Source organism: Porphyromonas sp. COT-052 OH4946 (assembly GCF_000765965.1).
Taxonomy (GTDB): domain Bacteria; phylum Bacteroidota; class Bacteroidia; order Bacteroidales; family Porphyromonadaceae; genus Porphyromonas; species Porphyromonas gulae.
The window spans coordinates 338,717-353,897 of sequence record NZ_JQZY01000014.1 but is presented as its reverse complement, the minus strand read 5'-3'; the positions used below and the strand labels follow the sequence as shown (position 1 = coordinate 353,897).

The window sequence follows — 15,181 nt, the reverse complement described above, 5'->3', positions numbered from 1 at the left end:
AGGGATTCCCTCCTTTTGCACAGCTGACCGACTACACTATTTGATCAAATACTGACAGTCCTGCCATGGGTCGTATCAAGCTACGTTGGAAACGTATTCTCCTCTGGGTGATCATCTCACCCCTCTTGCTTGTGCTGCTCGTGGCAGGATTGCTCTATCTGCCTCCCATACAGCAATGGGCTGTAGGGATAGCCGCGCGTAAGGCATCCGAAGCCACCGGTATGCAGATCGATATCGGACGCATTCGTCTGGGTTTTCCGCTGCACCTCTCTTTGCAGGACATTACAGCCGTGAAGGCAGAAGGCGACACGCTGGCGGATATAGGCTCTCTACGGGTAAGAGTATCGGTGCTACCGCTCCTCCATCAACAGGTGGAGGTGCCCGAACTTAAGTTGCAGGATGCTTCTATCCACTATACGGACAGTCTCGGGCTGATGGATCTGAGGCTGAAAGCCAAACTGATTCGGGCAGCTCACATAGCCGTCGACCCCGAAGCAAAATGCGTCCTGCTGGGGCAGTGGCATCTATCCGATACCGATGTGGCATACTTCAGCGCAGATACCACGGCAGCCGATACGACCAAGAAAGGGCCCTTCGACTGGCAGTTCGAGTTGGACCGACTGGATCTGAAGAATATATCCGCTGAAGTCCGCATGCCCCTTGACAGTCTGTACCTCAATACTCTCATCGGAAAAGCTGCAATAGCCAAAGCCAAAATGGATATTGCAGACATGCTCTATCAGGTGGGCATGGCGCAGTTGGATCAGACTACTTTGTCCTACGACGTGGATGAAAGGGAAGCTTCGCCCACCTCTTTCGACTATCGTCATATTGCCCTGAACGATGTCTCCCTCCAAGCCAAGGACATTTGTTTCCACGATGGCGATATGGAACTCCGGCTGGTCAGCGGATCGCTGCGGGAGCGGGATCAATTCGAGCTACAGCGATTGTCGGGGAGATACAGGATGGATCGTTTCGGCTTCTTCCTGACGGACTTTTCCCTTGCTACGGGGCATAGTTATATCAATGGCGAAGCTCGGCTCCCATGGAGCATCTTCAAGAAAGATCCGACGGCTATGATCAATCTCTCCATGGATGCTTCGATCGGATTGAAGGATGTAAGCTATTTGGCCGGGGATAATTTCCAACTTCCATCGCGCAGATTGGTACGCTATCCCGATACGCCTGTGGATATCGTGATACAATGTACAGGTACTCTCGAGAAATTGGACGTAGAGCACATGTCGCTATTCTGGGATGGAATGGCAGACATGGACGGACATGGCCTATTCACTAAGCTGCTTGACGATCGCAATCGTGCGGGCAACTTTGTGCTGAACATGGGTTTCCATCAGGATGCTTCGGGGCTTTTGGCTTTTTACGACAGAGCTCTTTACGAACGCTTCGCTATCCCTGCCGGTATGTCTATCGCTGCAGAGCTCAAGATCAGACGAGGGGTGTACAGCGGTCGGGTGAAGCTGACGGAGCGTTCCGGTAGCCTCCGTGTCGATGGCGACTATCTGATGGGTACGGATAAATATCGGCTCGATATGCAGGTGGACGGTCTGAACTTCGGTGTCTTCATGCCGAAAGATAGTATCGGTTCCATGCAGGCAGTGCTTCATGCCGAAGGACGTGGATTCGACCTCTTCAACAAACGTACTGTCTCCACTATACACACATCGGTCAAACACATCCGTTGGAAAGAGCGGGATTTGGATAGTATCACTTTTGATGCGGCATTGAACGAAGGTGTGCTCTTCGCTTCATTCAACAGCACGAACTCCTTCCTGAACGGGAGTATGCAATTGGATGCTCTCCTCGGCAAAAACAAACTGGACGGTTCTGTGATGGTGCGGATGGATTCGGCAGACTTCAATGCATTGGGCTTTGCGGACACCACTTTTGCGGCAGCTTTTGTCCTTGAGGGTCATGTGAAAAGCGATTTGGCTCAGACACATCGGTTCGAAGCCTCGGTACACGATTGTTACATGCAGCTCGAACGCTACAAAGTAATACCGGAACGAATAGACATATTAGCCGATACCGATCCCGATAGTATCCGTCTGGATCTCGTTTCGGGCGACTTGAAAATGGCTCTCAGAGTAGGAGAAGGCATAGATGCCGTTACGGTCGTGTCCCAATCTCTCGGGAAGAAGATAGAGACATTCCGCAATGACTCTATTCAGCGTCTGCGACTCTCTTCGATTATTCAGGAGCTGCCTCATGCGACCTTTACGATCCAAGCCGATCGGTACAATCCGCTCCACGACCTTATGGAGGTAAACGGTATGAAATACAATTCCATCCGTGGCAAGCTGACCATTTCGCCCGAAAACGGGTTGGAGGGGTATATGGATTTACAGGGTTTGCAGCGCGATACGCTCCGTGTCGATCGTTTACATCTGGACATTGCTACACTCTCACAATACGGTATGTTCGCGCCGGATTCAGCCAATTCGACAGAGGTGTCGGATTCGATTCTGAACAAATATGATCGTATGATCCGACTCACTCTGACCATGGATAAGAATCGTTTCCGTCGTCAGCCGGCCATGTACGGCAAAGTGGTGGCGGATGCTACCCTTCAGGGTTTGAATCTGCGCCTGAATTTGGCCGATGGAGCAAAGCAGGATGCTTACCGCATCGGGATTCACGGATTCTGGGACGAAAGCGGCTATGGACTCAACTTAATCGAATCCGAACCTGTCGTGTTGGCATACAATCGTTTTGCCGCTAGCAAGGACAATCGCATTTTCTATCGAAACGAGGACAAACGTCTGTCTGCCTCGCTTGAACTAAGCAGCGAGGATGGGCAATACTTGTCCGTGCAGACCAATGATACCATTCCCGATTTGGAAGAGATAGGTCTGAATATCCGCAACCTGCGCTTGCAACAATATATCCGAATGTCTCCCCTTCCTAACATAGCCGGCAGATTTTTCGCTTATGCGCGACTATCCCGTACGGGAGGAGAGGACGGTATCACCACGATTACCGGCGATATCTCTGTCAATGAGTTCGAATTTGAAGGCAAGCCTATCGGCAACATCGCATCCTCTCTGTTCTATGAACCCCGTAACGACCATTCGCACTACGTAACGGCAGAGATAAGCTACAATGGAAATGCCGCCCTCAATCTCGATGGTATCTATCATGGAGGCATCCGTGAGAACAATCTCGATATGGCTGCCATCCTGAACGGATTCCCACTCGCCATTGCCAATCCTTTCATCGGAGTGGAAAGAGCTTCTCTCTCCGGTTTCATCGAAGGAAAACTTGCTATTGCGGGCAAAACGGACAGCCCTCTGATCGATGGCCAACTGAATATGCGCGAAGCATCGGTCTATTCGCCGATGATTGGCAATACATTCTATTTCTCGGACAAACCGCTGGTCTTCGATCGCCACAAATTGGTTTTCGACAATTATCAGATACGCGCACAAGAAAAGGCCCAAGACGGTCTTAATCTTAATGGAGAAGTAATTCTGACAGGAGCCAGAGCCATGACAGCCAATCTGAAGATGCTGGCAGACGAGATGACTGTGTTGGACAGCAAGAGAAATCAGGGCGACTTGCTGTATGGCAAACTGATTGCCTCCACTGACCTTTCCCTTCGCGGCCCTCTGCAAGCACTTGCAATTTCGGGTTCTCTGGATATTCATGGAGGCACCTCCTGTACGTATGTGTATACAGGTGCAGATTTGGAAACGGAAAGTCGGATGGGTGATGTGGTGAACTTCATGGACTTTTCCGATACGATCATGATTCGTTCGCAGGCCGATATGGAAAAGGAAAGAGCTTCATTCGGTGGCATGAACATGCTCGTTCGGATTCATATCGATCCCGTTGTACAGTTGGGTGTGGATCTTTCGGCCGGACATGAGGACTATTTGGAGCTGCAAGGAGGAGGAGATATGACCTTCACAATGCCGGCTTACGGGGAAATGAGTCTGACGGGCCGATACAATATGAGCGGTGGCGGCACCATGCGCTATACGCTGCCCGTCGTGGGTAAGCAGGTTTTCACCATCGATCCCTCAAGCTATGTGCAATGGAGCGGCAATGTGCAGGAGCCTTACGTCAACTTCAAGGCTGTACAGCGAGTACGTGCCGATGTGATGGAAAGCGGTAACAAGACGTCGAGAAAGGTGAATTTCGATGTGGGGATTATCGTCAAAGAAACGCTCAAGAATATGGATTTGGTGTTTGATGTCGAAGCTCCGGAGGACTTTTCTATCCAGACCCAACTGCGAAGTATGGGCCCGGAGGAACGTTCGAAGCAGGCCATCGGACTCTTGGCAACAGGTTCTTATTTGGCTTCCCAATCGAGTGGGTTCAACTTTGACAATGCACTCAGCAGCTACGCTCAGGGAATGATCAACAGTGCTCTGGGCAAGGTGTTCGACGGCTCCGGACTGAACATCGGTATGGAAAGTCATGATGGCACCGACGGAGGCGGCACATATACGGACTTCACGTATAGCTTCAGCAGACAATTCTATGACAACAGGATCCGTGTCGTGATCGGAGGATCTGTCGCTTCCGGCTCCAATGTGCCGACCAACAAGGAAAGGACATTGGTGGACAACGTATCCGTGGAGTACCGTCTGGACAAATCAGGAGCACAGCACCTCAAGCTCTTCCACAAAAAGAACAATGAAAATCTGCTCGAAGGAGAAATAACGGAGACAGGCATCGGCTATGTGATCAGCCGAAAGCTGGCACGCCTGTCCGATCTGTTCCGATTCGGCAAGAAGAAAGAGACGAAAACCATCGTGCCGAAAGCAGAAGCTCTCAAACCCGAAGAGGAGCCGGTATCCGTGCGGACGGATACCATTCCGACAAAGCGATAAGAATCCCATGAAAGTATTACGGCAAGTATTCCTCCCCATCCTTTTTCTCCTCCTGACAGGATCCTGCTCCACCACGAAGAACCTGCCGGAAGGCGAACAGCTGTATATCGGAATGGGCAAGACTCAGATACTCCGACAAGACAAGAGCCATGCAGGTCAGCAAGCTCTGACCGAAGTGGAGAGCACACTGAAAGTCACACCCAATGGAGCTATTTTCGGCAGTGCAAGTGCCTCCCTACCCAAGATACCATTCGGGCTATGGCTATACAACAGCTTCGTGGGGGATTCCACTGTCATTTCCAAATGGATATTCGACAAGTTTGCAGCCAAACCGGTTTTCATCAGTCAGGTCAAGTCCGACAGTCGGGCGAAGGTGGCGACCAACATCCTCCGCGAACACGGATACTTCGATGCCGAAGTAAAAAGCAGTGTGACTACATTGAAAAAGGACTCCCTCAAGGCCAAAGTCTCTTATACGGTGGATATGGCCTCCCCCTATCATTACGACAGTATCGTCCCCCTGCCGATCAGCACCTTCCCCGACAGTATTTTGGCCTACAGGCAGACTCCGACCTTGATCCAAAAAGGAGACCAGTTCAATTTGGCAAAGCTGCATGAAGAGCGTCAGACTATCAGTGCCTTGCTGAGAGACAATGGCTATTATTACTTTCGTCCGCAAGATATTATTTACGAGGCCGATACCCTCCTCGTGAGGGGGGCCGTCTGCCTCAGAGCCAAACTGTCGGAGGACACCCCTCCCCATGCCATGCGTCCGTGGAAGATCGGAAAACGGACAGCAGTGCTATTGGGTATGAATGGAGAAGCACCGACGGATTCGCTCGAAGTGAACGACCTGAAAGTCCTTTACTATCGTAAAATGCCGGTTCGTCCCAAGATTTTGGCCCAACGCTTTCGTTTCTTTCCCGGCAATCTGTATCGGCAGAAAGACGATGAGACGACGCGCAAATCCTTGGCACGTTTGGGAGCCTTCTCCGTTATCGATCTCAATTTTTCGCAACGGGATTCCACCTCCGACCTGTTGGATGTGAGGCTGTTGACCTCGCTCGACAAACCGTGGGACGCATCTTTAGAGACCTTGTTCACGAGCAAGAGCAACGATTTCATCGGCCCGGGACTGAATTTCGCCCTTGCTCGGCGCAACGTATTCGGAGGAGGGGAAAATCTGTCTTGGAATATCGGCGGATCCTATGAGTGGGAGACCCGCAATCGCCCCGAAGGCAGCAGCAACCATCTCATCGACATCAATTCGTACAACGTCAATACGTCCGTAAATCTCTCTTTCCCCTCGATCGTATTCCCCGGCCTGTTGGACAAGTACTATTACTATCCTACGACTACCACGTTTCAGGCTTCTGCCACGGCACTGAACAGGGCTCATTACTTCAGCATGTACTCTTTCGGTTTCTCGACCACCTATGAATTCCAGCCCTCCAAAGAGCATCGGCATGCCATCTTCCCACTCAAGCTGAACTACAACCTCCTGGGGCATCAGACCGAAACCTTCCAGACCATTACGGCGAACAATCCGCCCCTGCTGCTGAGTCTTCAGAGTCAGTTCCTTGCACAAATGGGGTATGTCTACACTTTCAACAAATCAGTCTCTGAAAAAAGTTCGCATCATCTCTGGATGCAATTCGGCCTGTCGGAAGCAGGCAATCTGCTCAATCTGATCTATCTGGCTGCCGGCAAGAAGTACAGCGACACCAAGAATTTCATCGGTGTGCCCTTCTCTCAGTTCATCAAAGCCACGGGAGAGTTGCGCTATACCTATACCATAGACCGCAATCAGTCTCTGGCAACGCGCTTTGGCTCAGGCGTGATCTACAGCTATGGCAATATGCGGGTAGCCCCCTATAGCGAGCAGTTCTATGTGGGTGGGGCCAATAGCATCAGAGCCTTCACCGTCCGTAGCATAGGCCCCGGGCGATTCAATCCCGATGCAGACAATCTGTACTCTTATTTGGATCAGGTCGGGGAGTTCAAGCTCGAAGCCAACGTGGAGTACAGGGGCAAACTCTTCGGCGATCTTCACGCAGCGGTTTTCCTCGATGCGGGTAATGTCTGGCTCTTGCGTGAGGATCCTTCCCGTCCGGGCGGTGCTCTGTCCGAAGCGGGATCGATAAGCAATTTCCTGAACAGCATTGCTCTCGGCACCGGTGTCGGCCTTCGCTACGATCTGGCATTTCTCGTGGTTCGTGTCGATGTCGGCTTCGGTCTCCACCTTCCGTACGATACGGGCAAGAAAGGTTACTACAATATTCCGCGCTTCAAGGATGCCGTGGGTTTCCATTTGGCAGTCGGCTACCCTTTCTAAGAGAATCTTTTGGGTAAGTTCGCCCCCTTAGCCCGATGCCAAACTCCGAATACCCTTTTGTGATAAAATCTGTTATCGGCTACTGATAGAGCAGTCGCAACAAACAAAAAGCGAGCCAAAATCCGTGAGAAACTCGCGCCATGATTTCGGATTTGCGGTTCGTCTTTTTTTCAAATCTCGAGCCAAAAGCGAAAAAAAGACGAGTGAGAATTTTTTGATTGCCGAACGACTATTTCGGATTTTTCAGTTCCGTTTTTGTGTGTCTTGTCGCTTGTGTTTTCTTTATCGGGAGTGAGGAGGGGGATTTCGTTAGACTTTTCATACAGTATATTACAGATTTTCGATTTTTGCAGGATTCCTCTTTTTGGGGAGCTTCCGCGGCTCTCTTTTCGGTATTTAAGCTAAGGAATGTAAGTATCTTTGCTCCTTGAAAGCAAAGTTATCTGCGTGAGTCAAAGGAAAAAACTGTCAGCCGGTCTCATACGGTTTATCCGTCGTTATCGCACCGTCATGCGCCGATCCAAGTGGGTGGTCGTGGCAGTGCTGACAGTGGCCTTTTGTCTGCTGATTCTGCCCAATCTGATCCTGCAAATTCCGTCCGTGAGGCGTTCCGTCGCCGGACGTGTGCAGACCGAACTGTCCAAGGCTCTCGAAACTCGTGTCCGAATCGGGCATATCAGTATCGGCTGGTGGCGACAGGCAGAGATCAACGACATAGTCATCTTCGATCGTGCCGGTCGTCCTGCGGTGTCTGCCGAACGTTTGACCGGAGGTCTGGATCTGCTCCCCCTTTTGAGAGGGCGTCTGAGCTTCTCTTCAGCGCGTCTGTTCAAGGGCGAATTCGATGTATATCGCTCCCGCCCCGATACGGCATTGAATATCCAGTTTATTCTGGATGCCCTCAAAAGCAAAAATCCGGAAGAGCCGAGCCGGCTACAGCTCAATATCAATACCATCTTGCTTAGGAACTGCCGTCTCTCTGCTACGGGGCTGCACAAAGCTCTGTCCGGGACATTGGGGTTGCATGACTTGAATGCCAAAGTGCGTCTTTTTGAAGTGGATAGTACGGGGCTGAAAGCACAGCTGCGCCACCTTTCTTTTTTGGAAAATAGTACCGCTCTCAACCTCAAAGAGCTACATGCCGATGTCAGTCTTCGGGGCGACACATTGGGCGTGGATCGTCTTCATATCTCTTTGCAGAACAGTCATCTGCGGATAGCTTCCGGCTACTGTGTCCTTTCCCCCGATGAATCCGGCTTGCCTGCTATAAGCATGAGGGACTTGGCCGGTCGAATCCGTCCCTCTGATCTGAAGGGGGGCTTCCCCGCACTCGATACGATGGACGATCTGTTGGAAGTCTCTCTACCGGAGCTGGCAGTCGGTTCAGGCGAGGCCGTTATGCCCGAAATCAGCATGAGCTATGGCGATGAACTGACCTTACAGGCGGGCATAGGCTTGGCTGAAATAGGGGGAAAGGAGCGGATGCATGTCAGGCTCCGGCTGGATGAGCTTAAGCTCGGCCCCCGAGCCTATATGCTGGCAGAGCGTATCTTCCCCGATCAGTTTCCCCCGCAAATGCGCGATCTGGGAGCTATAGATATTATGGCGGCTGCCAATGGCCGACTGGACGATCTGCGGCTGAAAACTCGTGTAGAAACGGATGCCGGAGCTCTGACCATACAGGGCAAAATCGGTCTGGATTCTCTCTGGCGACCGGTGCATGTGGATGCTCATGCTACCACCGAAAGGCTGGAGCCGCAGCTTATGGCAGGCCGAAAAGACTGGCCGGAACACGTGGCATTCGACCTGAAAGTGAAGACGCGTCTGGATGCCGGCAATCTCCTGTCGGGAAGTCTGGCCGGCCGTGTGTCGCTGCTTACTTACCGAGGCTATACCTATGAGGATCTGACGATCGACGCACAGGCCGACAGAGATAAGTGGTCGGGTATCCTCAGCATGAACGACCCCAACGGTCATATCCGCCTCTCTTCTGCCGGCGAAGGACTTCCTTTCTCCGGTGGTTCCTCCCGATTCGAGTGGAATCTTACGGCACACAAACTTCATCCCGATCGGCTTCTACCCGGCTTTGGCATCCCGTCTGCCGATGCTCTGTTGGTATCTTCCGGTGAACTATCCGGAAACGGGATCGACAATCTGACGGGTACCGTAAGAATAGATACGCTGGACTGGCAGACAGCGGACAAAGGGCTTCATCTGCGCGACGTGATGCTGTCCACGGCAAGGGACGAAGGGCATCGCTCTGTCGTCCTCTCTTCTCCATTTTTGCACGGAAAGCTAAGTGGCGAGTTCGACCTCTCCGCACTGCCTGCTCTCTTCCAAAGGCTGGTTCGCACTCATCTTCCCGCCCTCATGGATCAGAAGGCTCAGGAGAAAGCTCCTGCCGAGCATATGCGCCTCAGTCTGGCGATGGAGGGGGCTTTGCCCAAAGAGTTGTGCAGCTTCTTAGGCCTCCCCGTTACCGAAGCCGACTCCATCAGGATCAGGGGAGACTATTCGGAATTGCTTCGAAGTCTCGACTTGCAAGTTCGTGCCGGCCGACTCATGGCCATGAACAAAGAACTTCGGGGTACGGAGGTGAATTTGAACTCATCCTCGGGCAAGGCCGAACTGATCTGCCGGTCGGACTTGTACCACGAAGGCAAACCCTCGATACGAGACCTCAGCCTGCAAGCCCTGATGACAGACGACAGTATCCGTACCCGGCTGGATATGGGGTTGGATAGGCGCGGTGCGAAAAATGGATTTGTATCCCTGCTCACAAATTTTCGTCGGGACAAGGATTCTTCGCTGAATACCCACATCCGTCTGGATCGCTCCACGGCACGCATCGGAGGCTACGAGTGGCAGATAGCCTCGGCTGAAGCCATATTGGCTCCGGAACGGCTGGTCGTCAGCAACCTCTCCATCAAGAGCGAAGGCAAAGCCGTCGAAGCAGAGGGGGTACTCAGCAACTCCCCTTCGGACTCGCTTCGTGTCCGTGTGGATCATATCAGTCTGAAGTATATATTGGAACTGGCCGGAGTGGATTTCGACATGCTCGATGTGGAGATGACGGGAGAGGCTGTCTTGAGCGACATCGCAGACCGGCAGTTCATGCAGGCGCGGATCACGGGCGAGAGCTTTACCGTGAACGGGATCGACGTGGGCCCTATATCGGCCTTCGGCTCATGGGAGAAGGCTACGCAGAGCATTCTGTTGGATGCGCTGGTGCATAACCCCGATGGTACGAGTACGTCGGCTTGGGGGTACATCCGCCCGTTCAATCCCCACGCCGGTCTGGATCTGCGGTTCGATGCCAAGCATGCCGATGTGGCCTTCATCGGACCTTTCCTGTCGGAGTTTTGCCATAAGCTGGAGGGACATGCTTCGGGAAACATGCGGCTCTTCGGTGATTTTAGCGATCTGACCATAGAAGGGGAGGTTATGGCCGAGCAGGTGACCTTAGGAGTCAAGGCTTTGAATACGGAGTATAAATGCGATGGACAGAAAGCCGTATTCACTCCTACTCAGATGCGCTTCGAGAATATGCTGGTGAGCGATACGGACGGGCATACGGCCCGACTCAATGCGCACATCTCACATCGCGCTTTCGATGACATCAAAGTGGATCTGAAAGTCAGCGAAGCTCGCAATATACTTGCTTATAACGTGGCGGAGCGGGACAATCCCAATATACATGGCCGAGTTTATGTGTCGGGTGCTGCATATTTGCGCGATGTGCCCGGAGGGATGCGATGCGACGTCAATCTGATTTCTGAAAAAGGAACCCATATCGTGTTGAACTTTACGCAGCCTACGACAGCGGAAGAGTATCGTTTCTTGCGATTCGTAGATCCGAAAAGCCGTGAGCGATGGAGACCGGAAACTTCTCCTGATCGGCCTCCCATGCCTCTACCTGCTACGGGAGGGGATCCGGAAATGGATTTCCATCTGGTCATGAATGTAGGCGTGACACCGGATGCAGAGGTGGACTTGATACTGGATCCGCAGACCGGCGATGGCTTACGCGGATCTGCCGTTGGAGACTTGCGTATCGATTACCATACATTGGGGGATATGAATGTATTCGGAGGGCTGGAGCTGTTGTCGGGCATTTATAATTTCAACCTCCGGCAGATTGTCCAAAAACGTTTCAGCATCAAAGAAGGCAGTAGCGTGAATTTTGCCGGCAATCCGATGCACGCGACTCTGAATGTAACGGCCGAGTACAATCTGACAGCCAACCTGAACGACCTGGACGAGTCTCTGGTGAGCGATGTCAGGCGGACTACCATTCCGGTGAATTGTCTGCTTCAGATCAATGGTGCCATGTTGCAGCCTGCTATCAGCTTCGACATCAAGCTACCCAACTCCGACAGCGAATTGGAGCGTCGGGTTCGCAGTCTCATCCATAGCGAAGATTCGATGACGAAGCAGATCGTTTATCTTCTTGTCTTAGGAAAGTTTTATACGCCGGAGAATGTCTACAATTCGGGAAGCGGTACGGACAACTGGACGGCAGTGGCCACTACCACTCTGTCGCAGCAACTCACCAATATGCTCGGGAGCCTCAGTGACAAAGTACAGATCGGAACGAGCATCAAGACGACCAATACCTCTTTTCAGGATACGGATATAGAACTACTCTTGAGTAGTCGTTTGCTGAACAACCGTCTCCTTATTAACGGGAATGTGGGCTATCGGGACAATCCTAATCTACAGAATACCTATGTGGGCGAATTCGATGCCGAATATAAAATCAATCCGTCCGGCTCCATTCGTATTAAGGCCTACAACCACTACAATAACCTCTATCAATATCTGCGTCAGTCCCTGACGACGCAAGGCCTTGGCCTTATCTTTAAGTATGATTTCGATGGCCGGCGACTTCCTGCTAAGACAGTCGGAGAAACCCGTATCGGTATCGATTCCCTTGCTCGACCCGATTCCCTAAGAGCGCAATAGTCCTACGGTTGTATGCTACGGCTGCATACCGATCCGCATGCAGGCAGCTCTTTTTCGTGGAGTCTCTGATGGGTAGAAAACCTTATCTTTGTTTGACTTAGCATTATAAGGTATGAAGCAGTTTTCTTTCCGCCTGTCTCATTTTTTTCTACTTCTTTTCCTCTTGTGGTCGGTGCCGTCTGTCGGCCAGACCCGAGCTTTTGATTCGCGAGTGCAGTCGCTTCTTGTTATTCCTACAGGCACAGAACAGTTGAGGCTATATCCCTACTACCATATAAATAGTGGGGAAGGGCTGCGGATCAGTTTTGATCTTATGGGCGATGAGAGTACGACGCTGGGATACAGACTGCAGCACTGTGGTCACGATTGGCTAGCGAGTCCGATTTCTCCGGCAGAAGCTGTTTCCGGTTTTCTGGAGAACGAATTCGATCCGCCGGCCATTAGCCGAGCTACTTTGGTCAACTATGTTCATTACGAACTGTCTTTGCCCAATGCAAATTGCACCCCCAAGCTTTCCGGGAACTATCTCATGACCGTATTCGACGTTTATGATCCGGACGAAACGCTTCTTACCATTGCCTTTCGCGTGGTGGCTCCGTTGGCTTCCCTCAAGGGTTCGCAAACGTCCGTTACTTATGAAGACATACACGGTCGTCACCAGCAAGTCAATGTCGAGGTGGATCTGAAGGGCTTACGAATCCTTTCACCGTCGGAGGAGCTTACCCTTGTCGTGGGGCAAAACGGGCGCGAGACTGAGATGCGTTCGCTCTCGAGACCTTCGAGTATTGCAGGTAATACCATCGTATATGATCAGCATGCCGGAGCTTTGTTTCCGGCAACCAATGTTTACAGGAAAGCAGAGATGCTCAGCGATAGCTACAACGGTATGGGCGTGTACCGATCTTACTCACGCAATGGGCACTATGTGATGGAGTTGTATCCCGACAAAAACAGAGCCGGATTGCCCTATCAGTTCGAACAAAACAACTTCGGGAGACGTATCATTCGCACTACCGATGGTGCGAATAGTGCTACCGAAGGAGACTACTATGAGGTTATCTTCTCTTTCGAGAGTGGAAAGCTGCCGGGGCCGGTCGTTTTGTCCGGAGAGGCTTTCGATTTTCTCCCGATGAGCGAACGTGAGCTTTTCTATGATGCTTCGGAGCAGATGTACACTCGTACCCTCATGATGAAACAGGGATACTTCAATTACCTCTACATTCTTCAAACGGAGGATGACAATCTGCTCTCTCGGACAGCTCTGACCGAGGGCAATCATTACGAGACGGAGAACAGATATACCGTCTTTCTCTATGCCAAGACTCCGGCTGACATTTATGAAAGTCTCATAGCCGTTTTGGAGGTAAAATGACGGCTCGATCGGCGAACGTTTCATGTCACCGATTCTCTTCCTTTCGGGCCTTGATATAAAAGAGGATGGACTACCCTCGCAGGACGATCGTAGCCGATCGTATATCTGCTCCAATGGGAGGATTGAGCTTGCTCAGGCTTACCGTGACTTCGTTCACCTGCGGAAAGTCGTGTCGGACTCTTTGCAAAATTCGTCCGGCGACATGCTCGATAAGATTCGAGGGCTGTAAGACCTCTTCCTTGACGGCTTCATAAACGTGTCCGTAGTGGATGGTGTCTTCAATGGTATCTGAAATAACCGCTTGGGTGACATCCACGGACATGCAAAGATTGACTACAAACCAATTCCCCACTTGTCGCTCCTGCTCAAGCACACCATGTCGGGCATAAAAACGCATTTCTTCCAATTTGATTTCAGTCGTCATAAAGCTTACAGAATTTGAAGGGTTATGGTCAAGAGACATATATCATGAAAATGGCTCGACATGGATGACTATATGTGTGGGCTGACCGTACCGCCGACGCAGCAGCTTCTCGACCCTCTGCGTAGCAGCATGAGACAATGATACGGAGAGGCCGCCATCCATCAAAATATCGGCTTCGACGGCATAGTAATTGCCGATATTGCGAGTGCGGATCCGACGCACACCTTTTACCATCGACTCCGAACAAATGATTTTTTCTATCTCTTCTTCTATATCATCTGGCAAGCTCTGCTCAAGCAAATCGCGAAAAGCCGGAAGGGCCATTTGAAAACCTACCTTGATGATAAAGACACTGACTACAGCAGCTGATAGCGGTTCGAGGATCATCCAACCGCGTCCCAAAAGAAAAGCACAGCCAATCCCGATGAAAGTAGCCACAGAGGTATAGGCATCACTACGGTGGTGCCAGGCATTGGCTATGACTGAACGACTATTCTCCTCTTTTCCGACACAGCGCGTTATACGGAACAGCCACTCTTTGGACACAATAGAGACAAAGGCCATAAGCAAGGCTATCGATCCGGGACGAGCTAATTCCTCCCCAAAGCGGAGATAGCGATATACCTTGGTCAGACCATCGGAGCAGAGCATAGCTCCGATGATGATCAGCGTAACGGCAATGATCGCAGTGGCGAGGGTCTCGAACTTACCATGTCCGTAATCGTGGTTCTTATCGGATGGCTTTCCCGAAATGGAGATAAAAATGAAAACCACGAAATCGGTCAGCAGATCGGACAACGAGTGTACCGCATCGGCAATCATGGCTCCGCTATGCCCGACAAAACCAGAGAAAAACTTCCCGACCGTCAAAAGCAAATTACATAAGCAACCGACCATCGTAATACGTTTGATACGTCGAGAACGCCGATTAGGATCCGAAAGTGTAACCATACCCAAAATCGATGAAACAAAGAATTGCAAATCTAAACAATGTTGTTAACTTTGCAATACAGAGAAGACGAGGAATAAGCCGCACTGTTAGATCGGGGAAACTCATCATAACAACTATTCCGAGGACAATTTCATCGCTGATGGCGGGCCGCACCTTCGGGCTGCTTTGCACAGCGGATTACAAAAGTGGTGGAATCCTCAAATCCTGTCTTTCGGAGTTTACGCTATCCGCAGTGCGGCTTTTCATAAGCATAAGGAATGAGAGTGTGTCGAAAATC

6 protein-coding genes are annotated in these 15,181 nt (G+C 51.3%); 4 read left to right on the top strand and 2 right to left on the bottom strand.

Translation table 11 applies throughout. The annotated features are described in order from the left end of the window. Positions 1-65: 65 nt before the first annotated feature. The 4 genes from HQ50_RS06515 (at position 66) to HQ50_RS06500 (ending at position 13,528) form a co-directional block, all read left to right on the top strand. Positions 66-4,856 (top strand): translocation/assembly module TamB domain-containing protein, encoded by a 4,791-nt coding sequence (locus HQ50_RS06515; RefSeq protein WP_039429206.1) that lies wholly within the window; start codon positions 66-68, stop codon positions 4,854-4,856. 7 nt (positions 4,857-4,863) lie between these two features. After that, positions 4,864-7,191, top strand: coding sequence for a BamA/TamA family outer membrane protein (locus HQ50_RS06510; RefSeq protein ID WP_039429205.1), 2,328 nt, complete (start codon positions 4,864-4,866; stop codon positions 7,189-7,191). A gap of 447 nt (positions 7,192-7,638) precedes the next feature. Next, the gene (locus HQ50_RS06505) at positions 7,639-12,156 is read left to right on the top strand and encodes a translocation/assembly module TamB (RefSeq protein WP_235317944.1); all 4,518 of its coding nucleotides are present in this window, start codon (positions 7,639-7,641) and stop codon (positions 12,154-12,156) included. A gap of 112 nt (positions 12,157-12,268) precedes the next feature. After that, a complete protein-coding gene (locus tag HQ50_RS06500) occupies positions 12,269-13,528 on the top strand; it encodes a DUF5103 domain-containing protein (RefSeq protein ID WP_039429202.1) in 1,260 nt (419 codons plus the stop codon). A 70-nt stretch (positions 13,529-13,598) separates the two neighbouring features. Here HQ50_RS06500 and folB read toward each other — a convergent pair whose 3' ends face one another. Together folB and HQ50_RS06490 are read right to left on the bottom strand one after the other, a co-directional pair. Next, positions 13,599-13,952 (bottom strand): dihydroneopterin aldolase, encoded by a 354-nt coding sequence (gene folB, locus HQ50_RS06495; protein WP_018965795.1) that lies wholly within the window; start codon positions 13,950-13,952, stop codon positions 13,599-13,601. A gap of 42 nt (positions 13,953-13,994) precedes the next feature. Then, on the bottom strand, positions 13,995-14,903 hold the full coding sequence (locus tag HQ50_RS06490; RefSeq protein WP_018965794.1) for a cation diffusion facilitator family transporter: 909 nt from the start codon (positions 14,901-14,903) through the stop codon (positions 13,995-13,997). Between the last annotated feature and the right edge of the window lie 278 nt (positions 14,904-15,181).

What these genes read in the sequence shown, in the direction of transcription:
- HQ50_RS06500 (WP_039429202.1), top strand. Translation starts at nt 12,269, where the DNA reads ATGAAGCAGTTTTCTTTCCGCCTGTCTCATTTTTTTCTACTTCTTTTC.
- HQ50_RS06490 (WP_018965794.1), bottom strand. Translation starts at nt 14,903, where the DNA reads ATGGTTACACTTTCGGATCCTAATCGGCGTTCTCGACGTATCAAACGT.
- HQ50_RS06515 (WP_039429206.1), top strand. Translation starts at nt 66, where the DNA reads ATGGGTCGTATCAAGCTACGTTGGAAACGTATTCTCCTCTGGGTGATC.
- HQ50_RS06510 (WP_039429205.1), top strand. Translation starts at nt 4,864, where the DNA reads ATGAAAGTATTACGGCAAGTATTCCTCCCCATCCTTTTTCTCCTCCTG.
- folB (WP_018965795.1), bottom strand. Translation starts at nt 13,952, where the DNA reads ATGACGACTGAAATCAAATTGGAAGAAATGCGTTTTTATGCCCGACAT.